The following is a 23,062-nucleotide window of genomic DNA, read 5'->3' as shown; positions in this document are numbered from 1 at the left end:
TCAGTGCGCCTCGTCCCAGTTCGCGGCGGCGCGCGCGTCCACCTCCAGCGGCACCCGCATCGAGACAGCCGGCATTGTCGCCTCTTCCATAGTCGCTACGATCAGCGGGATCGCTTCTTCGATCGCCGCATCCTCGACTTCGAAGATCAGTTCGTCATGCACCTGCAGCAGCATGCGGACCTTTTCGTCGAGACCGGCCTTCTTCAGGGCAGGCTCCATCCCGATCATCGCACGGCGGATGACATCAGCGGCCGACCCCTGGATCGGGGCGTTGATGGCAGCGCGTTCATTGAAGGCGCGCATAGACGGGTTGGACGACTTGATATCGGGATAATGGGAGCGACGGCCGAAGATCGTTTCCACATAGCCATGCTCACGGGCAAAGGCCTTCGTCTGCTCCATGTAGTCCTTGATACCGGGAAAGCGCTCGAAATACCGCTTGATGTAATCGCCTGCTTCCGAGCGATCGATAGACAGCTGGTTGGCAAGACCAAAAGCGGAAATTCCGTAGATGATGCCGAAGTTGATCGCCTTTGCGCGGCGACGGACCTCACTCGACATGCCCTCGACGGGAACGCCGAACATTTCCGATGCGGTCATCGCGTGAATGTCGATGCCATCCGCGAAGGCCTGACGCAGCTGCGGAATGTCGGCGACGTGGGCGAGGACGCGCAGCTCGATCTGGCTGTAATCCGCGGAGAGAAGCTTGTGGCCGGGGGTCGCGATGAATGCGGTGCGGATCTTGCGGCCTTCGGCATTGCGGACCGGGATGTTCTGAAGATTGGGTTCCGACGAGGAAAGACGCCCGGTCGTGGTCGATGCCAGCGAATAGGACGTGTGGACGCGCTTGGTCTGCGGATGGACGTAGCCTGGAAGCGCATCGGTGTAGGTGGATTTCAGCTTTGTCAGCTGGCGCCAGTCGACGATCTTGCGGGGCAGATCATGACCGGTTGCCGCCAGATCCTCCAGCACGCTTGCCGAGGTTGACCACTGGCCGGTCTTGGTCTTGGCGCCGCCGGGCAGGCCCATCTTGCCGAACAGGATATCGCCGAGCTGCTTGGGAGAGCCGATGGTGAATTTCTCGCCGGCGAGCGCATAGATCTCGTCTTCGAAGGCCGCCGCCTTCTGCGCAAGCTCGCCGGAAAGGCGCGACAGGATTTGCCGATCGATCGTGATGCCGCGTTCTTCCATATCGGCGAGAACAGAGACCAGCGGTCGTTCGAGCCGTTCGTAGACGCGCGTCAGGCCCGCTGCGGCGAGCTGCGGCTTCAACACCATCCAGAGACGCAGCGTGACATCCGCGTCCTCGGCCGCATAGGCAGTCGCCTTCTCGATATCGACGTAATCGAACGTCACCCCGCTCTTGCCGGAACCGGCAACATCCTTGAAAGCGATCGGCTTATGATTGAGCCAGCGTTCGGACAATGCGTCCATGCCGTGGTTGGCCTTTCCGGCCTCCAGCACGTAGGACATCAGCATCGTATCGTCATGGGCCTGGACGGTTATGCCGTGCCGCTTCATGACGAGGTAATCGAACTTGAGGTTCTGCGCGACCTTGAGGACGGTCGGATCTTCCAGCAGCGGTTTCAGGCGATCCAGCGCTTCGCGGCTGGCCATCTGGTTTTCGGCCAGACCACCGCCCAAGAGATCGCCGACACCGGTCTTGTGGGTGAGCGGGACATAGGCGGCGCGGACTTCGAGCCCGGACGGGCTATCAGCATTGTCGGCGATCGCCAGCGAGAAGCCGACAAGTTCGGCCTGCATCGGGTCGAGCGAGTTCGTCTCCGTGTCGAAGGCGACGAAACCGGTCTCGCGCGCCGCGCGGATCCAGTCATCAAGCACTTCCACATCGCGGATCGTGACATAGTTTTCCATATCGAGCTTCGCCTGCCCGAATGCGGCGATACGAGCTTCGGCAAAGGAGGCTGGCGTCGCTTCGCCGGTTACCTTTGCGACCGTCGAAACCGCTCGCTCGACCGGCGCCGCGGCTGCGGTCTCTCCCGTGTCGGCCTTCGCCGCCTCGCCCGCATCGAGGTCTGGACCGCGGGCGGCATCGCCCCATTCGACCTCGACCTCCGCCGCTTCTATTTCATCGGCGTTGCAGCCGCAGGCTGTGGCAACCCTTCGCGTCAACGTTCCGAAGTTCATGGCCTTGAGGAAGCCGATCAGCTTTGGTCCGTTCTGGGGTTCGAGAACCAGCGCATCGAGTTCGAGCTCCAGGGGAACATCGGTGCGCAGCTCCACCAGTCGCCTCGACAGGCGCGCCTGCTCGGCAAAGGCGATGATGCTTTCGCGGCGCTTGACCTGCTTGATCTCTCCGGCGCGGGAAAGAAGCGTTTCGAGATCGCCGAACTCTTCCAAAAGCTGCGCTGCCGTCTTCGGCCCGATGCCCGGAATACCCGGCACGTTGTCGACCGAATCGCCGACCAGAGCCTGGAGATCGATCATCTTTTCAGGCGCTACGCCCCACTTTTCGACGACGTCGGGCACGCTGATCTGCTTGTCCTTCATGCTGTCGTACATGTGGACCATCGGCGTCACCAGCTGCATCAGGTCCTTGTCGGAGGACACGATCGTGACGTCGGCGCCGGTCGCTTCTGCCTGTCGGGCATAGGTGGCAATGATGTCATCCGCCTCGAACCCCTCCGTCTCGATGCAGGGCAGGTTGAAGGCGCGGGTCGCCTGGCGGATCAGACCGAACTGCGGAACGAGCTCTTCCGGCGGCGCGGACCGGTTGGCCTTGTACGCATCGTAGATCTCCTTGCGGAAGGTCTTCGAGGAATAGTCGAAAATGACGGCGAAATGCGTCGGCGTGACGCCGACCGAGGTATCGCGCGCATCGGTCAGAAGCTTCCACAACATGTTGCAGAACCCCGACACGGCGCCCACCGGCAGCCCGTCTGATTTGCGGGTGAGCGGGGGCAATGCATGAAACGCCCGGAAGATGAAACCGGAGCCGTCGATGAGGAAGAGATGATCGCCTTTTTTCATGGGGATGGAATACCCCGAGGCATCTTCGGCGTCCACGAAAAGTTCGCCGACAGCGCCACCGAACGCTCACCGCAACGTTACCGACTTGTAATAGACCAGTCCCTTGAAAAGCCGCATTCCGCCGCACATTTCAAGCTTACCGGCGATTGATCACGCCGCAGTCTGGCACCCGGCTTGCCCCCTGCCGCGTCAGACCGGACAAAGGCTCACCCCCCTCTCCGGGCCTTTGTTCTTCTATCATGCCGCCACGACCGCTCCCCTCCCGGTCGTGGCGGTTTTTGTTTGCGGCTCACAGCATCTAGCGAAGCGTTGCAGGGTTGGCGAAAGCACGGCGTGCGATATATCCTTCCAGGCAAGGTCTGTTTGGACTTTCAACCGGGAAGCAAGATACCGAAGCCATGGCATTCGATCGCTCTCATTCCGCAACCTATCTCGCCAACCAGCTTGCGAAGGGTTTTGCGCGATCCCTGCAACAGCGCTCAAGCAGCCTCGGCTTTTCCCCGGGCCAGTTTCCCGTTCTCCTGGAACTCTGGCAGCAGGATGGCCTTACCCAGAAGCAACTCCTGGACAAGCTCGAGGTGGAGCAGGCGACGGTCGCCAATACGCTCGCGCGGATGCAGCGCGACGGTCTCATCGAGCGCATCCCCCATCCTGACGACAAGCGGGCAAAGATCATTACCCTGACGGCGCTTGGCCGCAGCCTGGAGGCCCGTGCGGTGGAGGCGGCCGCGGAAGCCGACGCGGCCCTGTTTTCCGGGTTCAAGCGGTTCGAGCGTGATCTGATGATCGAATACATGCGGATGATTCTGGAGAACGCCCGCAAGCTCTAGGGGGCGCCAGAGACTTGTCAGTGCAAGGTTGCAGTCGACGTTACTGCCCGCTAGTTGTCCTGCACCAATCAGCCTTTTCCATTGTACGGTGACATAAAGGCTTGCTAGTTTCCGGAACGAGCGTCGCAAGCCACGTCTACAGCGGCGCCGAGCATCCACACACAGGATATTGTTATGACCGAACTTTCCCCCGTTCTTGACCGTGCCGATCAGAACCTCAGCGCCAGCATCGATCGGATGTTCGATCTCGTGCGCATCAAGTCCATCTCGACTGATCCGGCCTTCAAGGACGATTGCCGCAAAGCTGCTGAGTGGCTTGTCGAGGAATTGACGACGCTGGGCTTTGAAGCATCATTGCGCGACACCCCCGGTCATCCGATGGTGGTCGGTCATCACGCGGGAGCAACGCCGGATGCGCCGCACGTTCTGTTCTACGGTCACTACGACGTGCAGCCGGTCGATCCGATCGAGCTCTGGGAAGATGATCCCTTCGATCCGAAGCTGAAGGAGCTCCCGGGTGGCCGCAAGATCATGACCGGACGCGGGACATCCGACGACAAGGGCCAGCTGCTGACCTTCGTTGAAGCCTGCCGCGCCTACAAGGACGTGCATGGCGCGCTGCCGATCCGCATCACCATCCTGTTTGAGGGCGAGGAAGAATCCGGTTCGCCGTCGCTGAAGCCTTTCCTCGAAGCCAATGCCGAAGAGCTCAAGGCCGACTTCGCCCTGGTCTGCGATACGGGCATGTGGGACACCGACACACCGGCAATCGCTGCCGCCCTTCGCGGACTGGTCGGCGAAGAGATCACTGTCACCGCTGCCGACCGCGACCTGCATTCCGGCCTTTACGGCGGTGCTGCCGCAAACCCGATCCACATTCTCACCGGCATCATCGCCGGCCTTCGCGACGACACGGGCCGTATCACCCTTGAGGGTTTCTACGACGGCGTCGAGGAAACGCCTGAAAACATCAAGGCAAGCTGGGAGACGCTTGGTCGCTCGGCCGAAAAGTTCCTCGGCGAAATCGGGCTCTCAGAGCCGGCCGGGGAAAAGGGCCGTTCGGTTCTGGAAATGACCTGGGCCCGACCGACCTGCGAGGTCAACGGGATCTGGGGCGGTTACACTGGCGACGGCTTCAAGACCGTCATTGCGGCCAAGGCTTCGGCAAAGATCTCGTTCCGCCTCGTCGGCACGCAGGACCCCGACAAGATCCGCGACGCGTTCCGCGCCTATGTGACATCCAAGATCCCGGCGGACTGCGACGTCGAGTTCCACCCGCATGGTGGCTCGCCTGCGATCCAGCTTTCCTACGACTCACCGGCCTTGACCAAGGCCAAGAGTGCACTTTCGGACGAATGGGCAAATCCAGCCGTCATCATCGGCATGGGCGGCTCCATTCCGATCGTCGGCGATTTCCAGAAGATGCTCGGAATGGATAGTCTGCTGGTCGGCTTCGGACTCAATGACGACCGGATCCACTCGCCGAACGAGAAGTATGACCTGAAGTCCTACCACAAGGGGATCAGGTCCTGGGTCCGGATCATCACGGCCCTCGCAAAGTGAGGGCATCGGCGGGGCGCAGCAGACAGCGCCTTTGCCGATACACGTCCAGCTCATACGAAACGAAAAAGGTCGGGCTAGCCCGACCTTTCTGATCCCAATCACAAGTGCCAGTACATCCGTGGTCACTCTTATGGGCATGCAATGCGAAACAGCCGCCGTCGACGACATTGGCTCTAATGTTCATCGTCTCGCGAATTGGTTAATATTTGGTTAACGGCGCTCTGTGCCTTGCTCTAAACGCATCGTCGGAACGCAAAAAGGCCGGTCGATGACCGGCCTTCATGAATAAATGAAACGAGTATCTTAGACGGCGCGGAGGCTGTCAGCCGATTCCTTGCCGGAACGGCGGTCGGTCGTCAGTTCGAAGCCGATCTTCTGACCGTCCTGCAGCTGGCCGAGGCCTGCGCGCTCGACTGCGGTGACGTGAACGAAAACGTCCTTGCCACCGTCGTCAGGGGTGATGAAGCCGTAGCCCTTGGTTGCGTTGAACCATTTTACAGTACCAGTCGCCATAACGATGCCTTTCTCTTGCAAATGACCGACTGCCCCGTTCGGAATTTCCCGGGGCGTTTGTGTTTCGTATTTGAAGAAAGATCGTCGCAGGCGGGGCAGTTTAGCCACGTGCTGGCTTGTCAAACAAATATCGATGCAGAGGATTTAAGGTCTGGCCGTTTTGGCGTCAAGCCTGCAGGACCGGGCGCAAATCGATCGATCCAGACGCGATCGTGGTGCCCTGTATCCGCTGTATCGACGCAAGTTCTTGGAGTTGCGGGCCTTTTCGAGAGCTTCAGGCGCTTCCGATATCTCATCGCTCCAGCCCCTCAGAAAACAGAAAAGCCCGACGCGGGAGGAGGTGCGTCGGGCTTCTGAAACTGGCCAACAACTGGGAGGAGGAGTGTTGCCGGCCCCATCGGGGACGCTGGGAGGAGGAGTGCGTCCGTCGATGATTTAAACATACAGCGGAAACGCACAAAAAACAGACGTAATTTCGCACCGCAGCATTGCAAGAATCGCATGCCTCGCGAGACTTGCCCGCTGGATGCGCTTCCGTCATGCTGCACCCATGAGCCTTGAATCCGTACGCAGCTTTTTCGCGACCCACGCGCCTGACATCGAGATCATCGAGACCGAACAGAGTTCGGCGACCGTTCCGCTTGCAGCACTCGCGCATGGCGTCGATCCTGACCAGATCGCGAAGACAATCTGCCTGCGAGCGGGCGACGTCATGCTGTTGGTCGTAATGTCGGGAAACAGTCGCATCGACAATAAGAAGTTCAGGTCGGTCTTCAGCGCCAAACCGCGGATGCTGTCCGGCGATGAGGTCATGGCAGCAACTGGCCATCCGATCGGAGGGGTGTGCCCGTTTGGTCTTGCGACTGAGCTCCAGGTCTATTGCGACCTTTCGCTAAGGGATTACCCTGAGGTCGTGCCTGCAGCTGGAGCAACGAATGCTGCGATCAGGATAGACCCGGAACGACTTGCAGAACTCACCAAGGCCTTCTGGATCGACTGCGCCAGCCGAACGGATAGTTCGGCCGGCTAGACGGATAAGGTATTCTTAGAAGCGGTCGTTGATGTAACGCTGATACCAGGCCTGCTTGCTGTCGACGGACGCGTTGGCGACGAGATAGCCGATCGCAAAGCCGATACCGCCAATCAGGGTGATCAGGGTCGTGGTTGCTGCAGGATGCTCGCGGACAGTGGCGGCCACGGAATTTGCTTCTTCCGAAACGTAGCTTGCGGCATCGGACGCGCGGCTTGCAACGCGGTCATAAGCAACGCTGCCTTTTTCTGCCAACAGATCACGCAAATTGGCGATCTCGGACTTGAGGCTGGCGATCTCGGAATTAAATGCCGAATTTTCGCTCGGCACATGATCGAAGGATGGCGACTGGGATTCGGTTGGCTTCAGGCTCTTTACGGATTCTGCCATTTTGGCCTCCTGTCTGTTGTTGATCGAGAGCACGGTCAACTTTCGAAGACAGGATATGTTCCTTGAATGGCCCGAATGTCTGTTCGACCCGGAATCTACCGCGCCTTGGCGAGAGTTTCCGCCAATGCAGCCAGTTTCTCTTTTTCGTCGGCGCCCTTTTGAAGCGAGTTGACGAGAATGAGCGCCAGTGCTTCTGCATCTGGACTGCTTTTATCGATGTGGTGCTCGGAGCAGGTCTCGTCGAAGACTTGCTGCAATAGGTTGAGCTGGCCGGAACTGACCGGCTTGCGGATAAGCTGACTTGGCATTTGCCCCTCACGTGCGGATGGCGAGGCTCCTCCCCATACCCCTGGGAGCCGCGATCAGGCTAAAAGACTTATCCGCTTGCAGCCTCCAAACCTCAGCGAAGGAAACGAGTGGATGCAGCCGGCAGTGTGAGATCTGACTAATTGAATAGCAATAACAAGATCGCACGGGTGCAATTTAGGGGGTTATTAACAATAGCCACACCCTTATCGCGAGCCACGCCGCCCGGCGCGCTTGTCACCGGAAGGCGTAGATCATCAATTTCTTCGGACCACGAATCAGGCAGCGCCTGCCGGGTCTCCCGTCGGCATCAGAGCCGGCTCCAATGTGGGATCCTGCGGGTTTTTCGTATCCCCCGGATCCTGCGTCGGGGTCAGCGGCGGCTTTTCCTGCGTGCGGTCGGGCACTCCGCCAGTCCCCACGGGACCACGGGGAGTCTCGACGCCGGGAGTTGGCAATGGGTCACGATTCGGCATGAATGCCTCCTTTGTCTCCGGGTAGGTCTAGAGGAAACGGCTATAACCAATGATTGTTCCGGTCCGCTCATCGGGCAGGGCTAGCGCTGGACGCGGATCGCAGGTCAAAGCCAGCGTTGCCTGTCGTGGGGCCGGGACGAAACGCCTAGCAGATAACCGAGTAGAAATGCCGCCACGCCGATGGATGCGGCAACGGATGCAGTAGCGGCCGGGTGATCCACAGCATGCGCTGCGACCATTCCCGCTTCGTCCTTCACCTTCGCGGCTGTGGATTTTGCTTTTTCAACGACGCCCGTTTCAGGGTCGATATCACCGGTGAAGCCGACATTGAGTGGTTTTCTCGCCATGGTCATCTCCTTTTGAAGACAATCCACGGGCCCGAATGAAGTTCCGTCCGCAAGACGCGACTGGGCATGCAGCGCCGCCGTAGCGGGTTTGCGGGCAAGGCCACCGAGCTTCTACATGAGCTGCAACTTCGACAGCGCCTCTCGCGTCAGAAACACATCGGTCTTTCCAGCCTCATAGGCCGGATGACTGAATTCAAACATGCCGCTGGAAAAGACACCGTTATGTGGCATCTCGAGCGCCTGCTTGACGCTAACGAGACCGACCGGAACACGCCGGTCGCCATTGATGACCACAGCCTCAACGATCCTGTTCATGCACTCCCCTCCTCCAAGGTGGAACTCAAACCGATCCGACAGGCAAATTACCGTATATAGAAAGCAACTGTTTTACGTAGAAATCCAGCCTTTTTTAGGCGGCACTCATATTAAATAGCGTCCGATCGGATTTTACATCTCCTTAAATCGCCGCATTTACACTGCAGCGAGATAACTCGGGCGACAATTTGTGAGAACAGCGCATTCAGGATGCGCGTAACGGGGATATGCCGGCTCATCATGGCAGCCAGAAAATCGGACAAACGCGTCGAACCGTCTTTTGGCGGATCGCAGGACAAAGATGACTTCCGTCTCGACGCGGACGACCGCATCATTGGCAATGGACGCTCCACCCGGCGTGCGCAGAAGGCCGATGACGAGTACGACGATCTCCCGCCCCGCAAGACACGCAAGCAGTCCGACCCGTCCAACGACCGCGACAGGTCTTCGCGCAAGGCATCGTCAAATCGCGGTGGCGACAATGGTGGCTTCTTCGCGCCCCTGAAACGACTGGTTTACTGGTGCGTCGTCCTGTCGATCTGGGCAGCGATCGGCATCGGTGGACTTGTTCTCTACTACGGCGCGCAGATGCCGTCTGCCAGCAGCTGGACCATTCCAGACCGTCCGCCAAACATGAAGATCACCGCGACCGATGGGTCGGTCATCGCCAACCGCGGCACGACTGGTGGCGAGGCGCTGGCGCTGGAAGACATGTCGCCCTACCTGCCCCAGGCCGTCATGTCGATCGAGGACCGGCGCTTCTATTCCCATTTCGGCGTCGATCCGCTGGGTCTGGCGCGCGCCTTCGTCAACAACCTGACAGGCCAGCCGATCCAGGGCGGTTCGACGATCACCCAGCAGCTTGCCAAGAACCTGTTCCTATCCCCGGACCGCACGTTCGAGCGCAAGATCCAGGAAGTGCTCTTGTCCTTCTGGCTGGAGACGAAATTCACCAAGGACCAGATCCTGGCGATGTACCTCAACCGGGTGTACTTCGGCGCGAACGCCTATGGTGTCGAGGCCGCTTCGCGTCGCTACTTCAACAAGTCGGCACGGGACGTCAACCTCGGCGAGGCGGCAACGCTTGCGGGTCTCTTGAAGGCGCCCTCGCGGCTTTCGCCTGCCAGAGATCCGAAAGCGGCCGAAGAGAGGGCACAGGTCGTTCTCGGCACGATGCGAGAAGAAGGCTACATCACTGACAGCGACCTCAAGACCGCGATGGCGCAGCCTCCTTCCAACGCCAAGAGCTCCTGGAACGGCGCCCAGCACTATGCCGCAGACATGGTGGTCGATGAGGTCAAGCGTCTGATCGGGGAGCCGAAGGTCGATGTCGTCGTCGAGACCACCGTCGATCTGCGTCTTGAGGAAGCCGCCGAAAAGGCTTTGAAAGATGTGCTGACCAAGGAAGGCGGCAAGCTGAACGCCTCGCAGGCGGCGCTTGTGTCCGTCGATGCGACTGGCGCCATCCGCGCAATGGTGGGCGGCCGCGATTATGCGCAGAGCCAGTTCAACCGGGCCGTCAAGGCCAAGCGCCAGCCAGGCTCGGCGTTCAAGCCGTTCGTCTATGCCTCGGCTCTCGAAGCGGGCTACAATCCGGACACGATCGTCAACGACGCGCCTGTCCGGATCGGCAACTGGACGCCGGAGAATTACGAAAAGGAATACAAGGGGCCGGTTCCGCTTTCCTATGCGATGGCTCATTCGCTCAACACCGTCGCCGCTCAACTGGTGATGGCGGTGGGACCTGAAAAGGTCGTGTCGATGGCGCATCGGCTCGGCGTCGATTCCGACATCCAGCCGAACGCCTCGATCGCGCTCGGGACATCGGAAGTCTCGCTGACGGAGCTCACCTCGTCCTATGCGGCCTTCATGAACGGCGGCTACAAGGCGACGCCTTATATCGTGAAGCGGATCGCGGATACGGACGGCAAGGTTCTCTATGAGGCCGACTACACCAACCCGCCGCGTGTTCTCAGCGCGCCGGTTGCCGCTGCCATGAACAGCATGATGTCGGGCGTCGTCCGTGACGGCACCGGGCGGGCCGCGCGCCTCGACGGCTGGCAGGTTGCCGGCAAGTCCGGGACGACCCAGTCGTTCCGCGATGCGCTGTTTGTCGGTTATACCAGCATCATGACGACAGGGATCTGGTTCGGCAACGACGACGGCGCCTTCATGAAAAAGGTGACGGGTGGCGGCCTGCCCGCAAAAGCCTGGAAGGAATACATGACGGTGGCAATGAAGGGCTATACCCCGACGCCGCTGTTCGGATTCAACAGCGGTCTTCAGCTGCCACCGCCCGTTGAGGAAGAACAATCGCCATCGACATCGATTGGCGACATCATTTCCGGCATCATACCGGGGGCGAGCGATCAGCGTGAAGCGCCTGCGCCCGACAATTTTCCGCCAGCTCCGCGTGCGCCGGTCCAGCAGGCGGAACCTCGTGGAGAAGCCTCTCTTGAACAGCCGGCGCGCAGGCCTCCGCCCGCAACGCGCCAGCAAGTCCAGCCTGCCCCACCGGGCCAGCCCGATTGCGCCTATGGTGACAACGCGGTCTGCAACACCGGGACGGTTTATGACAACAGACCGCCGCCGCGACAGTATCGCGAAGGCGGTTCTGCCAACCGGGCGCAACCCGGAGAATACAGGGATTACCGCGAATATCGTGCCCCTTACGATAGCCAGGCACCGGTGCCGCCCGGCGATGTCGGCGGCCGCCCGATGCCGCCTTCGGACGTCGGACAAGTCTACCAGCCGCAGGAAACGCGTCGCACGACGCTGTACGATATCCTCATGGGCCAGTAGCCCGTTAGAAAGACAGAAGGAAAATTGCATTTTTTTGCGTGAATGCAGGCGAATTCCCGCCTTGCAGTCCGAAAAACCCGTCCTTATATACCCCGCATGACAGCAGCCGGTGCTGCGAAAATTCCCAGTCGAGGAACTGTCAAAGGAATGCCTTTCACGGGGTTCCGACAGTTCGCTTAAAGGAGAGAGAAGATATGGCAAAAGTAATTGGCATCGACCTTGGCACTACCAACTCCTGCGTCGCCATCATGGACGGCAAGGATTCCAAAGTCATCGAGAATGCGGAAGGCGCGCGCACGACGCCGTCCATGGTCGCATTTTCTGACGACGGCGAACGTCTCGTCGGTCAGCCGGCCAAGCGCCAGGCTGTAACCAACCCAACCAATACGCTTTTCGCAGTGAAGCGCCTTATCGGCCGCCGCTACGAAGACCCGACCGTTGAGAAGGACAAGGGCCTCGTACCCTTCGACATCGTCAAGGGCGACAACGGCGACGCTTGGGTGAAGGCCCAGGACAAGGCCTACTCTCCTGCCCAGATCTCGGCGATGATCCTTCAGAAGATGAAGGAAACCGCAGAAGCCTATCTCGGCGAGAAGGTCACGCAGGCGGTCATCACGGTTCCCGCATACTTCAACGATGCCCAGCGCCAGGCAACCAAGGATGCCGGCCGCATTTCGGGTCTTGAAGTTCTGCGCATCATCAACGAGCCGACGGCTGCAGCACTTGCCTACGGCCTCGACAAGAAGGAAGGCAAGACGATTGCCGTTTACGACTTGGGCGGCGGCACGTTCGATATCTCGGTTCTCGAAATCGGCGATGGCGTCTTCGAAGTGAAGTCGACCAACGGCGACACCTTCCTCGGTGGTGAAGACTTCGACATGCGTCTCGTCGAATATCTCGCAAACGAGTTCAAGAAGGAAAACGGCATCGACCTGAAGAACGACAAGCTCGCTCTGCAGCGCCTCAAGGAGGCATCCGAGAAGGCAAAGATCGAACTGTCGTCGTCGCAGCAGACCGAAATCAACCTGCCGTTCATCACGGCCGATGCTTCCGGTCCGAAGCACCTGACCTTGAAGCTGACCCGCTCGAAGTTCGAAAGCCTGGTCGACGATCTCGTCCAGCGCACTGTCGCACCGTGCAAGGCAGCCTTAAAGGATGCCGGCGTGACTGCCGCTGAAATCGACGAAGTCGTTCTGGTCGGCGGCATGAGCCGCATGCCGAAGGTACAGGAAGTCGTCAAGCAGCTGTTCGGCAAGGAGCCGCACAAGGGCGTCAACCCGGATGAGGTGGTTGCCATGGGCGCCGCGATCCAGGGCGGCGTTCTGCAGGGCGACGTCAAGGACGTTCTCCTTCTCGACGTGACCCCGCTGTCGCTCGGCATCGAAACGCTCGGTGGCGTCTTTACCCGCCTGATCGACCGCAACACGACGATCCCGACGAAGAAGTCGCAGACCTTCTCGACCGCCGACGATAACCAGTCGGCCGTGACGATCCGCGTTTCGCAGGGCGAGCGTGAAATGGCGCAGGACAACAAGCTGCTCGGTCAGTTCGACCTCGTCGGTCTGCCGCCGGCTCCGCGCGGCATGCCGCAGATCGAAGTCACGTTCGACATCGACGCCAACGGCATCGTCCAGGTTTCGGCCAAGGACAAGGGTACCGGCAAGGAACAGCAGATCCGCATCCAGGCATCTGGTGGTCTGTCCGACGCCGACATCGAGAAGATGGTCAAGGACGCCGAGGCGAACGCCGAAACCGACAAGAAGCGTCGTGCCGGTGTGGAAGCCAAGAATCAGGCCGAAAGCCTCATTCACTCCAGCGAGAAGTCGCTGGCTGAATACGGCGACAAGGTAACCGAGACCGACCGCAAGGCGATCGAGGATGCCATTGCCGCGCTCAAGGCTTCTGTCGAGGCTCCCGAGCCTGATGCAGACGATATCCAGGCGAAGACCCAGACCCTCATGGAAACATCCATGAAGCTTGGTCAGGCCATCTATGAGGCCCAGCAGGCTGATGGTGGCGCTGCCGAAGCCGGCAAGGACGACGGTGTCGTCGATGCCGACTACGAGGAAATCAAGGACGACAAGAAGTCGGCCTAAGTCTGGCTCCGTTGACGGATACCGCTAGATAGTCGACTAAGATATCCGGCTGCCATCGTGCAGCCGGAACCCTTTCTGGAGCCGGTTACCGCTTATGGCTAAAGCAGATTTTTACGAAACGCTGGGTGTCGGCAAATCCGCTGACGAGAAGGAGCTGAAAAGCGCCTTCCGTAAGCTTGCGATGAAATACCATCCCGACAAGAACCCCGGCGATGCGGAAGCTGAGAAGAAATTCAAGGAGATCGGCGAAGCTTACGAGACGCTGAAGGATCCCCAGAAGCGCGCGGCCTATGATCGCTTCGGTCATGCTGCCTTCGAACAGGGTGGCATGGGCGGCGGCGGTGGCGGCTTCTCCGGCGGCGCGGGAGCAGGTGGCTTCTCCGACATTTTCGAAGACATTTTCGGCGACATGATGGGCGGCGGCCGTGCGCGCCGGTCCTCCGGCGGTCGCGAACGTGGCGCCGATCTTCGCTACAATATGGAGATCACCCTCGACGAGGCCTATGCCGGCAAGACGGCGCAGATCCGGGTTCCGTCCTCGATCACCTGTGACGTCTGTTCGGGTTCGGGCGCCAAGCCTGGCACCCAGCCGAAGACCTGCGGCACCTGCCAAGGGTCCGGGCGCGTCCGTGCATCCCAGGGCTTCTTCTCGGTTGAGCGGACCTGCCCGACCTGTCATGGCCGCGGACAGACCATCACCGATCCGTGCACCAAGTGCCACGGCCAGGGTCGCGTCACCGAAGAGCGTTCGCTGTCCGTAAACATTCCATCGGGCATCGAAGACGGCACGCGCATTCGCCTGCAGGGCGAAGGCGAAGCCGGTGCGCGCGGTGGCCCAACCGGGGATCTCTACATCTTCCTGTCGGTCCGACCGCACGAGTTCTTCCAGCGTGATGGCGCCGATCTCTACTGCGCCGTGCCGATCTCCATGACAACGGCAGCGCTTGGCGGCACGTTCGATGTCGGGACGCTGGATGGATCGAAGTCACGTGTGACCGTTCCTGAGGGCACACAGGCCGGCAAGCAGTTCCGCCTCAAGGGCAAGGGAATGCCGGTGTTGCGGTCTTCACAGACGGGTGACCTCTACATCCAGATCCAGATCGAGACGCCGCAGAAGCTGACCAAGCGCCAGCGCGAGCTGCTGCAGGAGTTCGAGGACATCTCGTCCAAGGAGAACAATCCGGAATCGACGGGCTTCTTTGCCCGGATGAAGGAATTCTTCGACACCTGATGGCTGTCGCAAAGACGAAGATTGCAAAACGCCGGCCCTGCGCCGGCGTTTTTCTTCGTTAAAACCCTTATAGACACCGCAATCTGCCCAGCCATTATTATAGAGCTGAACAATCCCGCTCTGTAGTTGCGGGACTGAAACAATCGAGACCAGACATGACGGACGGTAAACACTACTGGCTTCGCAAAGACGACAAGCAGGCGACCAAGGCCAACTTCCCGGAACTGTTCTTCGACCTGGTCTTCGTCTTCGCCTTCATCCAGTTGTCGGAAACGCTGGCCGCGGATTTCTCACTCGGGATCGCCGCCGAAGCGCTGATTTTCATCTTCGCGCTCTGGTGGGTCTGGATCCACACGACCTGGGTCACCAATCTTCTCGATGCCGAAATAGAGCCGGTGCGGATCCTGCTGTTCGGCCTGATGTTTCTCGGCGTCATTCTGGCAATTGCCCTGCCGAGGGCGTTTCAGGACATGGGCCTGACCTTCGCGCTCGCCTATTCGGCCATGCAGATCATTCGATCGCTGTTTGCGCTCTACGCCTTCCGACACGCCGATCGGGCCTCCTATGTCACCTTCCAGCGGATTACCGTCTGGCTTTCGGTTTCAAGCGCTTTGTGGATCGCCGGCGGCCTCAGTGAACAGTCCGTCCGGGTGTATTTCTGGATCGCTGCGCTGGCGATCGAATATATCGCCCCGATCCTGCGCTACCGGGTGCCCGGGCTAGGTGCCGCACCGGCGGAAACGCTTGACATCAACGGCGAGCATATGGCCGAACGCTGCGCGCTATTCGTCATCATCGCGCTTGGAGAAACGATCCTCACCACGGGCAAGAATGCGTCCAGTCATCTGGAAAGCAGCTTGACGCCCCTCGTGCTGTTTGTAGCTTTCCTTTCGACCGTGCTGATGTGGTGGATCTACTTCCATGACGGGCAGGAAAAGGCAGCCGACAAGGCGGAAGAAAGTTCAGAGCCGCAGGCGACCGCGAATCATCTTTTCACCTACGGTCATCTGCCGATTATCGCTGGCATCATCCTTACTGCAGTCGGTGAAGACTTCGCCCTGTCGCATGCGCACGAGCATGCAACGCTTGCTCAGGCTTTCGCGCTTCTAGGCGGTCCGATCCTGTTCTTAAGCGGCATGATCTGGGTAAAGACGCATTCGACAAAGCATGTGCCATGGTCGCATTGTGCCGGCATTGCCGTCCTTGTTACCTGCTTTCTGCTTGTTGCGAGCCTGACAACCGTCCACATCCAGATGCTTGCGACGGGTTCGCTTCTTGCCGTCGCAATCTGGGAATATGTGGCCCTGAGGCGCTTTGCCCGCGCCGCCGCGTGACGGTCAGTAGTGTGGCGGCCTGGTGTTGGCCGGCGCTTCCAGCGAGGTTTCCTCGAGGGACAGAAAGCGTACGGTCAGCCGGTCGAGCTTCGAGCGTGTCTGCTCGACGACCTTCCACTGTTCGGCAAGCTGGTCGGACAATTCCTCGATGACCTTGGCCTGATGCGCCGCCAATTCCTCCAGCTTCAAAATTCTATCGTCGTCGGTCACACTATTCACTCGCACTCGATTTCGGGCCGTCGCCGGATCCTTCCGGCTGAGGCTTTCTCCGAGACTACAGCGTTTGGAGCGGGAAGAAAACGGCGGGCACGGCCTGCAACTCGCTAAGGGTGATGTCAGTTACAGACCTGCGCTTGCCTTCTTGGCGCGAAGTCCTTAGCTCCTACGTGGAAACAACGCGATACAAGATGGCGCAAAAGACTTCTCTTTCCCGGCTGAAGCTGACCGACTTCCGGAATTACACCCAGGCTTCGCTCGATCTCGACGGCCGGCATGTCGTCCTGACCGGCGAGAACGGTGCAGGCAAGACCAACCTTCTCGAAGCCGTGTCCTTCCTGTCTCCCGGCCGTGGCCTGCGCCGCGCCGTGCTGAGCGATGTGACGCGCGTCGGTGCTGCCGCAGGCTTCAGCGTCTTTGCGGATGTGGACGGGATGGAAGGCGAGGTTTCGCTCGGCACCGGCATCGAAGCGAAAGACGGCGACGGTGTCAGCCGTAAGCTCCGGATCAACGGCACGCCGGCAAAATCGACCGAAGAACTTTCGGACCATCTTCGTGCCCTGTGGCTGACGCCGGCGATGGACGGCCTGTTTACCGGCCCCTCGGCCGACCGCCGCCGCTTTCTCGACCGACTGGTTCTCTCGCTCGATGCAGGTCACGGCCGGCGGGCGGGCGATTTCGAACGTGCCATGCGCAGCCGCAACCGGTTGCTGTCCGAAGGCCGGTTCGACCCTGCGTGGCTTTCCGCAATCGAGGCGCAGATGGCGGGTCTCGGTATATCCATGGCGGCTGCCCGGCACGAGATGCTGGGACTGCTGAAGACGCTGTCTGCCAATCTCGGCGACACGCCGTTTCCGACGCCAGAGCTTTCGCTGGAAGGGTTTCTGGACGGTGCCATGGATCGGCCCGCGGCGGACCTCGAAGATGAATATCTCGCCATGCTCGCGTCAGGGCGTGGCCGCGACGCTGCAGCGGGACGAACACTGGATGGTCCGCACCGTGTCGACCTAACCGTTCGTCACCGCGAGAAGGACATCGAGGCTTCGCGCTGTTCGACCGGGGAGCAGAAAGCCCTGCTGATCGGGCTCGTGCTTGCCCATGCCCGCCTGACGGCGGATATGACTGGCCATGCGCCGATCCTGCTTCTGGACGAAATTGCAGCACATCTGGACGAGGGACGGCGCGCGACATTGTTCGATCTCGTGCATGGACTGGGCGGGCAAGCCTTCATGACCGGCACCGATCGCCACATGTTTGCAGCGCTTGCCGATCGGGCGCAGTTCCTGACAGTTTCCCATGGCGGCATAACCCGCTGAACCTGCTTACACTCGATTTCTGCGGTGCTATGATCCCATGATGGAAAACCAGAATTCGGACACGCTCCGCCCAGATGAAATCGAGCGCTATCGCCGCCATATCCTGCTGCCGGAGATCGGCGGTCAGGGCCAGCAGAAGCTCAAGAGCGCACGTGTGCTGGTGATCGGTGCGGGCGGTCTTGGCGCGCCCATTCTCGAATATCTCGCAGCGGCCGGCGTTGGCACGATCGGCATCGTCGACGACGACCGCGTTTCGCTCTCCAACCTGCAGCGACAGGTGATCCACGATACCGGCACGATCGGCGAGATGAAGACACGAAGTGCAAGGCAAGCGATCGCCCGGTTGAACCCGAATACGCGGGTGATGGATTTCGAGGAGCGCTTCTCCGCCGAATGGGCTCAGATGCATCTCTCCCGTTTTCGCCTGCTGATCGACGGCTCGGACAATTTCGACACGCGCTATGCAGCAGCGGACGCCGCGGAGAAGGCGCGTATCCCATTGGTGACGGGTGCGGTCGGGCGCTTCGACGGATCGGTGACGGTGCTGAAACCCTACGAGGCCGGCGAGGACGGAGAGCTCAACCCCACCTACCGCGACCTCTTCCCCGAGCAGCCGCCGGAAGGCCTCATCCCCGCCTGCGCGGAGACTGGCGTGGTTGGTGCGCTCACCGGCGTGATCGGGACGCTGATGGCAATGGAAGCGATCAAGTTGGTGACAGGGATTGGCGAACCGCTGGTTAGACGCCTGTTGCTCTACGATGCGCTGGCAACCCGGTTCGATGTGATCAAGTACAAGCGCCGTGCGACACGGACGGCGGCGGAATGACCGAGATCGTTCGCATCGACGAGAGTTTCACCCGCTGGGAAGACCTGCTGACGCTCATCCTGTCATCCTTCGCCTACATGGACGGCGTGATCGATCCGCCCTCCTCAGCCCACCGGCTGACGCCCGCCTCGCTCGTGCAAAAGGCGCGAGACGAAACTGCGATCGTCGCGGAGGAAGACGGAAAGCTTGCAGGTTGCGTGTTTCTGAAGCCTGAACACGGATGTCTCTATGTGGGCAAGCTGGCGATATCGCCTGCTTTTCAGAACAGAGGTCTCGGCCGGAGGCTGCTTTCGGTGGCGGAGGATATCGCGCGGCAACACGGCCTGCCTGCGCTGAGGCTGGAGACGCGCATCGAGCTTACCGGCAACCACGCGACCTTCGAGAAGTGGGGCTTCGTCAGAACGGCCGAGAACGCCCATGCGGGCTATGCCAGAACGACATCGATCGAAATGCGGAAGCCGCTCGCGTAAGAACCGTTAGTTCCGGCCGGGCAGAACCCGGTTGGGTGGGCGATGGCCGTCGAAATACGTGCGGATATTGATGATCACCTTGTCGCCCATGTCGATGCGCCCTTCGATCGTTGCCGAGCCCATATGCGGCAAGAGCACGACACGCCCTTCGCGCGCAAGCTTGACCAGCTTCGGATTGACGGCCGGTTCGTTCTGATAGACGTCGAGCCCTGCGCCAGCAATTTTTCCGTCACGCAGTAGCTGCACCATCGCTGCCTCGTCGATGATATCGCCGCGGGCGGTGTTGACGATGATCGAACCGGGCTGCAGCAAGGCCAGCCGGCGGGCCGAGAGAAGGTGGAAGGTCGCCGGCGTCGACGGGCAGTTGATCGAGACGATATCGACGCGCGCAAGCATCTGGTCGAGGCTGTCCCAATAGGTCGCCTCCAGCTCTTCCTCGGTGGCCGGGCTGACCGGTTTGCGATTGTGATAATGGATGGCGAGGCCGAAGGCCTTGGCCCGGCGCGCCACGGCACTGCCGATGCGGCCCATGCCGACGATGCCGATACGCTTGCCCCAGATCCGCCGGCCGAGCATCCAGGTCGGGCTCCAGCCTTCCCAGTCACCGGGCTTGTCGGTGAGGATCCGCGATCCTTCCGCCAGGCGTCGGTTGACGGCAAGAATCAGCGCCAAGGTCATGTCGGCCGTGTCTTCGGTCAGGACGTTCGGCGTGTTGGTGACCGTGATTCCTTTCTTCGCGGCCGCATCCACATCGATATGATCGGTACCGTTGGAAAAACTGGCGATCAGCTTCAGCTGCGGGCCTGCTTCCGCGATCAGCCCTGCGTCGATCCTATCGGTAACCGTCGGTACCAGCACATCGGCGGTCTTCATAGCAGCGATAAGCTCTTCGCGCGAACGGGGACAATCGTCGATATTGAGCTCTGCGTCGAAAAGCTCGCGCATGCGCGTTTCAACGGCGTCCGGAAGTTTGCGAGTGATGTAAACCTGGGGTTTTTTCTTCGCTGTCATGGTTTCAAAGCCGCATTGCAATCAGCTGCCATTAGGACGTCCTTAACCAAGGTGCGCAATAGTCGGAGGCATCCAGGGCGTTTTCTTAACAGACCCGTCGGCGAAGACAAACAAAACCTCGCATGGACAGGAACGCTTGTGGAATTTCAGCCGGAATGAGATTCATGCGCAGAACATTCTTTACATCCTTCCTTGCAGCCTCGATCGGGCTCCTCACCTGCCTTTCCGGCGCCGACGGCGCACTTGCACAGGGCGTTGCCAAGGGCGCAAGCGGCCTGCCGCTTCCCCGTTTCGTCAGCCTGAAATCGAGAAAAGTGAACATCCGCATCGGTCCGAGCACGGATTATGCGGTGTCATGGATGTACATGAAGTCGGGAACCCCGATGGAAATCATCCAGGAATACGACAACTGGCGTCGTGTTCGCGATGCCGAGGGCACGGAGGGCTGGGTCAACCAGGCCCTGCTATCGGGCGAGCGCACTGCCGTTGCAGCGCCGTGGATGCGCGGCAAGGGCAAGGACATCTATGTCAACATGCGCAACGAGCCGCAGCAATCCGCCGGCCTCACCGCAAAGCTCGAGCCCGGCGTCATGATCAAGATCAGCGAATGCAATGGCGACTGGTGCCATGCGGAAGCAAACGGTGCCGAGGGCTGGATCGCCCAGGCGGAAATCTGGGGCGCTTACCCGGGAGAGGCCTTTAAATAAGGCCTCTTTCCTTCGCCGCCTGCGCGAGCGAGACCATCGGCCGCGGCCCGATCTGCTGAATGACGATGGCCGCGACCAGGCAGCCAAGCTTGCCGCAATCCTCAAGCGAACGATCTGCGGTATAGCCGTAGAGAAAGCCGGCGGCGAACAGATCGCCGGCACCGGTCGTATCGACGAGTTCCTCGATGGCATAGGCCGGGATCGCGATCCGCTCCTTGCCACGCACGAGAACCGCACCTTCCTCGCTCAGCGTGATAGCCGCCAGCTTGCAATCAAGAGCGATCTTGCCGAGGGCGAGCTCGAAATCGTCCGTCTCGTAGAGCGACAGAAGTTCCTGCTTGTTGGCAAAGACGATATCCACGGTGCCGGATTTCATCAGCTCCAGGAATTCCTCGCGGTAGCGACCGACGCAGAACGGATCCGACAGCGTCATCGAGACTTCACGACCATGCGCATGGGCGATGCGGGCTGCTTCGCGGATCGCATCCTTGGCGCGCGGCGGATCCCACAAGTAACCTTCGAAATAGGTCACTTTCGATTCGGCCACCACGTCTTCCTCGACATGTTCAGGACCGAGTTCGACGCAGGCGCCGAGATAGGTGTTCATCGAACGCTCGCCATCCGGCGTCACGAAAATCATCGAACGGGCGGTCGGGGGATGAACACCGTCAGGCTTTGTTTCGTAGTGGACACCCTGGGCACGGATATCATGCTGGAAAATGGTGCCGAGCTGATCGTTGGCGACCTTGCCGAAGTAGGCAGCCCTGCCGCCGAGACTGGCAACGCCGGCCGCTGTGTTGCCGGCGGAACCGCCTGAGGCTTCGACCGCAGGACCCATCTTCGAGTAGAGAAGTTCGGCGCGCTCGGCATTGATCAGGTTCATCGCACCCTTGATGATCGCGTTGTCGCCGAGGAATTGATCGTCGCAGCGCGCGAGGATGTCCACGATGGCATTGCCGATGGTTAGCACGTCGAATTTCGGCATCCGGCTCTGATCCTCTTTCGAATGAATGGATGAGAGAACGGGTATTCGCCTTTAGCCGTGATTGGAAGCAAAAAACGCTGTCGGCACTAAGGCTCCAAAAATCCGCAGCTGTCATTCTCCCGTCATGGTGAGCCGCTAGATAAAGATCATCCGATTGCTGATGTCGACCACGGATGAACTGGCGACGAAGCGTTTGGACACCCCTGGCTGGACCGGGGAAGGAAGCGGGGATCAAGCCCCGCTTTTCTGTTTTCGGCTTTCGCCTGCAACGGGTTTGCGCCCGACGCATTTGTCGTCCAGCCAGATCTGCGCTAGACGCAGATAACAGTCTCCTCCGAAAGCCGCCTCCGTGTCGTCAGTCTTCGCCAATGTGCTGCCCGTCTTCATCCTGATCCTGATGGGCTGGCTCGCCGCCAAAACCGGGCTTTTGAAGGCCGAAACCGGTGACGCGCTGGGGGAATACGTCTTCAAGATCGCGGTTCCGATGCTGATCTTCCGGACGGTTGCGGACGCCCATTTTGGCGGCGTCTCTCCCTTCGGGCTGTGGAGCGCCTATTTCATTGCCGTTGCCGTCACATGGACGACCGGGCATCTGATGGCCACCCGCTTCTTCGCAAGGGATGCCAAGGTCGGCGTCATCGCGGGCATGTCGAGTGCGTTTGCCAACAACATCTTCATCGGCCTGCCGTTGATCGATCACATGGTCGGCAAGGAAGGGCTTCTTGCCGTCTCGATCCTGCTCGCCATCCATCTGCCGATCATGATGATCGCCGGCTCGATCCTGATGGAGGGGGCAACTGCGCGGGTCGACGGCACACAGAAGCGCACGCTTTCCGTGGTTCTGCGGCAGGTCGCCAGCAACCTGGTCCGCAATCCGCTCGTGATCGCGATCGCGATCGGGATACCGTTCAATCTTCTGGGCTTCTCGATCCCCACGTCCGTGCTGCCTGTCGTCAACCAGATCGCCGCCTCAGCCGGGCCGGTGGCGCTGATTTCAATCGGCATGGCGCTGACCCGTTATCCGATCCGTGGCGATATCAATCTCGCCACGGCCGTTGCAGTCCTGAAGCTTACCCTGATGCCGGCGATCGTGTTCGCCACAAGCCATGCGATCGGGCTGCCGCGGGACTGGGCGGCCGCTCTGGTTTTGACCTCTTCTGTTCCAACGGGCATCAATGCCTGGCTGATTGCCCAGCGGTTCCGGTCCGGGCAAAGCCTTGCGGCCTCGACCATCAGCATCACGACAGCGTTCGGCCTTATCACCGTAAGCTTCTGGGGTTGGCTGCTGTCGTGATTGGAATGTCTGC

The 23,062-nt window shown here is 60.2% G+C and carries 23 protein-coding genes; 13 read left to right on the top strand and 10 right to left on the bottom strand.

The window, feature by feature from the left end:
• On the bottom strand, window positions 1-2,991 hold the full coding sequence (gene polA, locus IFT66_RS14500; protein ID WP_192078047.1) for a DNA polymerase I: 2,991 nt from the start codon (window positions 2,989-2,991) through the stop codon (window positions 1-3).
• Between polA and IFT66_RS14495 the strand changes: the two genes are divergently transcribed.
• The 3 genes from IFT66_RS14495 (at window position 2,929) to IFT66_RS14485 (ending at window position 5,384) form a co-directional block, all read left to right on the top strand.
• Complete coding sequence (locus tag IFT66_RS14495; protein ID WP_192078294.1) at window positions 2,929-3,141, top strand: hypothetical protein; 213 nt, start codon at window positions 2,929-2,931, stop codon at window positions 3,139-3,141. The two genes, polA and IFT66_RS14495, sit on opposite strands and share 63 nt — an antisense overlap.
• A gap of 248 nt (window positions 3,142-3,389) precedes the next feature.
• Window positions 3,390-3,821: a MarR family winged helix-turn-helix transcriptional regulator gene (locus IFT66_RS14490; protein WP_062454171.1), complete on the top strand. Its 432-nt coding sequence runs from the start codon at window positions 3,390-3,392 to the stop codon at window positions 3,819-3,821.
• A 174-nt stretch (window positions 3,822-3,995) separates the two neighbouring features.
• A complete protein-coding gene (locus tag IFT66_RS14485; RefSeq protein WP_192078046.1) occupies window positions 3,996-5,384 on the top strand; it encodes a dipeptidase in 1,389 nt (462 codons plus the stop codon).
• Window positions 5,385-5,687: 303 nt separating this feature from the next.
• On the opposite strand, the gene IFT66_RS14480 is transcribed toward IFT66_RS14485, so the two are convergent.
• Window positions 5,688-5,897, bottom strand: coding sequence for a cold-shock protein (locus IFT66_RS14480; protein ID WP_062454173.1), 210 nt, complete (start codon window positions 5,895-5,897; stop codon window positions 5,688-5,690).
• 550 nt (window positions 5,898-6,447) lie between these two features.
• Here IFT66_RS14480 and IFT66_RS14475 point away from each other — a divergent pair.
• Window positions 6,448-6,927, top strand: a complete 480-nt coding sequence (locus IFT66_RS14475; protein WP_113166876.1) for a YbaK/EbsC family protein — start codon at window positions 6,448-6,450, stop codon at window positions 6,925-6,927.
• Between the two features lie 15 nt (window positions 6,928-6,942).
• Here the strand turns inward: IFT66_RS14475 and IFT66_RS14470 are convergent, their stop codons facing one another.
• The 5 genes from IFT66_RS14470 to IFT66_RS14450 all read right to left on the bottom strand — a co-directional run bounded on the left by IFT66_RS14470 (window position 6,943) and on the right by IFT66_RS14450 (window position 8,761).
• The gene (locus IFT66_RS14470; RefSeq protein ID WP_139283901.1) at window positions 6,943-7,317 is read right to left on the bottom strand and encodes a hypothetical protein; all 375 of its coding nucleotides are present in this window, start codon (window positions 7,315-7,317) and stop codon (window positions 6,943-6,945) included.
• Between the two features lie 95 nt (window positions 7,318-7,412).
• A complete protein-coding gene (locus tag IFT66_RS14465; RefSeq protein ID WP_062454175.1) occupies window positions 7,413-7,625 on the bottom strand; it encodes a hypothetical protein in 213 nt (70 codons plus the stop codon).
• Between the two features lie 276 nt (window positions 7,626-7,901).
• Window positions 7,902-8,099 (bottom strand): hypothetical protein, encoded by a 198-nt coding sequence (locus IFT66_RS14460; protein ID WP_062454176.1) that lies wholly within the window; start codon window positions 8,097-8,099, stop codon window positions 7,902-7,904.
• Between the two features lie 104 nt (window positions 8,100-8,203).
• The gene (locus tag IFT66_RS14455) at window positions 8,204-8,446 is read right to left on the bottom strand and encodes a hypothetical protein (RefSeq protein ID WP_062454177.1); all 243 of its coding nucleotides are present in this window, start codon (window positions 8,444-8,446) and stop codon (window positions 8,204-8,206) included.
• A gap of 111 nt (window positions 8,447-8,557) precedes the next feature.
• Window positions 8,558-8,761: a hypothetical protein gene (locus IFT66_RS14450; protein WP_062454178.1), complete on the bottom strand. Its 204-nt coding sequence runs from the start codon at window positions 8,759-8,761 to the stop codon at window positions 8,558-8,560.
• A gap of 240 nt (window positions 8,762-9,001) precedes the next feature.
• On the opposite strand from IFT66_RS14450, the gene IFT66_RS14445 reads away from it, so the two are divergent.
• The 4 genes from IFT66_RS14445 (at window position 9,002) to IFT66_RS14430 (ending at window position 16,224) form a co-directional block, all read left to right on the top strand.
• The gene (locus IFT66_RS14445; protein WP_192078045.1) at window positions 9,002-11,563 is read left to right on the top strand and encodes a transglycosylase domain-containing protein; all 2,562 of its coding nucleotides are present in this window, start codon (window positions 9,002-9,004) and stop codon (window positions 11,561-11,563) included.
• Window positions 11,564-11,757: 194 nt separating this feature from the next.
• Window positions 11,758-13,659, top strand: a complete 1,902-nt coding sequence (gene dnaK / locus IFT66_RS14440) for a molecular chaperone DnaK (RefSeq protein ID WP_062578609.1) — start codon at window positions 11,758-11,760, stop codon at window positions 13,657-13,659.
• A 94-nt stretch (window positions 13,660-13,753) separates the two neighbouring features.
• Entirely contained in the window at window positions 13,754-14,890 is a 1,137-nt protein-coding gene (gene dnaJ, locus IFT66_RS14435; protein WP_062454181.1) for a molecular chaperone DnaJ, read from the top strand.
• A 155-nt stretch (window positions 14,891-15,045) separates the two neighbouring features.
• Entirely contained in the window at window positions 15,046-16,224 is a 1,179-nt protein-coding gene (locus IFT66_RS14430) for a low temperature requirement protein A (protein ID WP_192078044.1), read from the top strand.
• A gap of 3 nt (window positions 16,225-16,227) precedes the next feature.
• Here IFT66_RS14430 and IFT66_RS14425 read toward each other — a convergent pair whose 3' ends face one another.
• Window positions 16,228-16,434 (bottom strand): SlyX family protein, encoded by a 207-nt coding sequence (locus IFT66_RS14425; protein ID WP_062454183.1) that lies wholly within the window; start codon window positions 16,432-16,434, stop codon window positions 16,228-16,230.
• Between the two features lie 197 nt (window positions 16,435-16,631).
• Between IFT66_RS14425 and recF the strand changes: the two genes are divergently transcribed.
• From recF to IFT66_RS14410, 3 genes are read left to right on the top strand one after another with little or no spacing between them, the layout of a single operon-like run.
• The gene (gene recF / locus IFT66_RS14420; RefSeq protein WP_192078043.1) at window positions 16,632-17,756 is read left to right on the top strand and encodes a DNA replication/repair protein RecF; all 1,125 of its coding nucleotides are present in this window, start codon (window positions 16,632-16,634) and stop codon (window positions 17,754-17,756) included.
• 37 nt (window positions 17,757-17,793) lie between these two features.
• Window positions 17,794-18,582, top strand: coding sequence for a molybdopterin-synthase adenylyltransferase MoeB (moeB, locus tag IFT66_RS14415; RefSeq protein WP_192078042.1), 789 nt, complete (start codon window positions 17,794-17,796; stop codon window positions 18,580-18,582).
• Complete coding sequence (locus IFT66_RS14410; RefSeq protein WP_192078041.1) at window positions 18,579-19,052, top strand: GNAT family N-acetyltransferase; 474 nt, start codon at window positions 18,579-18,581, stop codon at window positions 19,050-19,052. The genes moeB and IFT66_RS14410 overlap by 4 nt, the downstream gene beginning before the upstream one ends.
• A 6-nt stretch (window positions 19,053-19,058) precedes the next feature.
• Here IFT66_RS14410 and IFT66_RS14405 read toward each other — a convergent pair whose 3' ends face one another.
• Window positions 19,059-20,063 (bottom strand): 2-hydroxyacid dehydrogenase, encoded by a 1,005-nt coding sequence (locus IFT66_RS14405; RefSeq protein WP_092663971.1) that lies wholly within the window; start codon window positions 20,061-20,063, stop codon window positions 19,059-19,061.
• 164 nt (window positions 20,064-20,227) lie between these two features.
• Between IFT66_RS14405 and IFT66_RS14400 the strand changes: the two genes are divergently transcribed.
• Window positions 20,228-20,770 carry an SH3 domain-containing protein gene (locus IFT66_RS14400; RefSeq protein WP_062454187.1) on the top strand — a complete coding sequence of 181 codons (543 nt, stop codon included), beginning with the start codon at window positions 20,228-20,230 and terminating at the stop codon, window positions 20,768-20,770.
• Here the strand turns inward: IFT66_RS14400 and IFT66_RS14395 are convergent.
• Window positions 20,763-21,755 (bottom strand): adenosine kinase, encoded by a 993-nt coding sequence (locus IFT66_RS14395; RefSeq protein ID WP_192078040.1) that lies wholly within the window; start codon window positions 21,753-21,755, stop codon window positions 20,763-20,765. The genes IFT66_RS14400 and IFT66_RS14395 overlap by 8 nt on opposite strands.
• Before the next feature lie 349 nt (window positions 21,756-22,104).
• Between IFT66_RS14395 and IFT66_RS14390 the strand changes: the two genes are divergently transcribed.
• Window positions 22,105-23,049 (top strand): AEC family transporter, encoded by a 945-nt coding sequence (locus IFT66_RS14390; RefSeq protein ID WP_062454189.1) that lies wholly within the window; start codon window positions 22,105-22,107, stop codon window positions 23,047-23,049.
• The last annotated feature ends 13 nt before the right edge of the window (window positions 23,050-23,062 follow it).

This window comes from Rhizobium sp. CFBP 13726 (assembly GCF_014841925.1).
In the GTDB taxonomy this organism is placed as follows: domain Bacteria; phylum Pseudomonadota; class Alphaproteobacteria; order Rhizobiales; family Rhizobiaceae; genus Neorhizobium; species Neorhizobium soli.
The sequence above is the reverse complement of the archived record's forward strand: the minus strand, read 5'-3'. Positions and strand labels throughout refer to the sequence as shown.

Bases quoted from the DNA above. Each gene is read 5' to 3' on its own strand.
- IFT66_RS14410 (WP_192078041.1), top strand. From the start codon at position 18,579: ATGACCGAGATCGTTCGCATCGACGAGAGTTTCACCCGCTGGGAAGAC.
- IFT66_RS14445 (WP_192078045.1), top strand. From the start codon at position 9,002: ATGGCAGCCAGAAAATCGGACAAACGCGTCGAACCGTCTTTTGGCGGA.
- IFT66_RS14465 (WP_062454175.1), bottom strand. From the start codon at position 7,625: ATGCCAAGTCAGCTTATCCGCAAGCCGGTCAGTTCCGGCCAGCTCAAC.
- dnaK (WP_062578609.1), top strand. From the start codon at position 11,758: ATGGCAAAAGTAATTGGCATCGACCTTGGCACTACCAACTCCTGCGTC.
- IFT66_RS14455 (WP_062454177.1), bottom strand. From the start codon at position 8,446: ATGGCGAGAAAACCACTCAATGTCGGCTTCACCGGTGATATCGACCCT.
- IFT66_RS14470 (WP_139283901.1), bottom strand. From the start codon at position 7,317: ATGGCAGAATCCGTAAAGAGCCTGAAGCCAACCGAATCCCAGTCGCCA.
- dnaJ (WP_062454181.1), top strand. From the start codon at position 13,754: ATGGCTAAAGCAGATTTTTACGAAACGCTGGGTGTCGGCAAATCCGCT.
- IFT66_RS14395 (WP_192078040.1), bottom strand. From the start codon at position 21,755: ATGCCGAAATTCGACGTGCTAACCATCGGCAATGCCATCGTGGACATC.
- polA (WP_192078047.1), bottom strand. From the start codon at position 2,991: ATGAAAAAAGGCGATCATCTCTTCCTCATCGACGGCTCCGGTTTCATC.
- IFT66_RS14495 (WP_192078294.1), top strand. From the start codon at position 2,929: ATGAAACGCCCGGAAGATGAAACCGGAGCCGTCGATGAGGAAGAGATG.
- moeB (WP_192078042.1), top strand. From the start codon at position 17,794: ATGATGGAAAACCAGAATTCGGACACGCTCCGCCCAGATGAAATCGAG.
- IFT66_RS14400 (WP_062454187.1), top strand. From the start codon at position 20,228: ATGCGCAGAACATTCTTTACATCCTTCCTTGCAGCCTCGATCGGGCTC.
- IFT66_RS14405 (WP_092663971.1), bottom strand. From the start codon at position 20,063: ATGACAGCGAAGAAAAAACCCCAGGTTTACATCACTCGCAAACTTCCG.
- IFT66_RS14490 (WP_062454171.1), top strand. From the start codon at position 3,390: ATGGCATTCGATCGCTCTCATTCCGCAACCTATCTCGCCAACCAGCTT.
- IFT66_RS14430 (WP_192078044.1), top strand. From the start codon at position 15,046: ATGACGGACGGTAAACACTACTGGCTTCGCAAAGACGACAAGCAGGCG.
- IFT66_RS14485 (WP_192078046.1), top strand. From the start codon at position 3,996: ATGACCGAACTTTCCCCCGTTCTTGACCGTGCCGATCAGAACCTCAGC.
- IFT66_RS14460 (WP_062454176.1), bottom strand. From the start codon at position 8,099: ATGCCGAATCGTGACCCATTGCCAACTCCCGGCGTCGAGACTCCCCGT.
- recF (WP_192078043.1), top strand. From the start codon at position 16,632: ATGGCGCAAAAGACTTCTCTTTCCCGGCTGAAGCTGACCGACTTCCGG.
- IFT66_RS14475 (WP_113166876.1), top strand. From the start codon at position 6,448: ATGAGCCTTGAATCCGTACGCAGCTTTTTCGCGACCCACGCGCCTGAC.
- IFT66_RS14480 (WP_062454173.1), bottom strand. From the start codon at position 5,897: ATGGCGACTGGTACTGTAAAATGGTTCAACGCAACCAAGGGCTACGGC.
- IFT66_RS14450 (WP_062454178.1), bottom strand. From the start codon at position 8,761: ATGAACAGGATCGTTGAGGCTGTGGTCATCAATGGCGACCGGCGTGTT.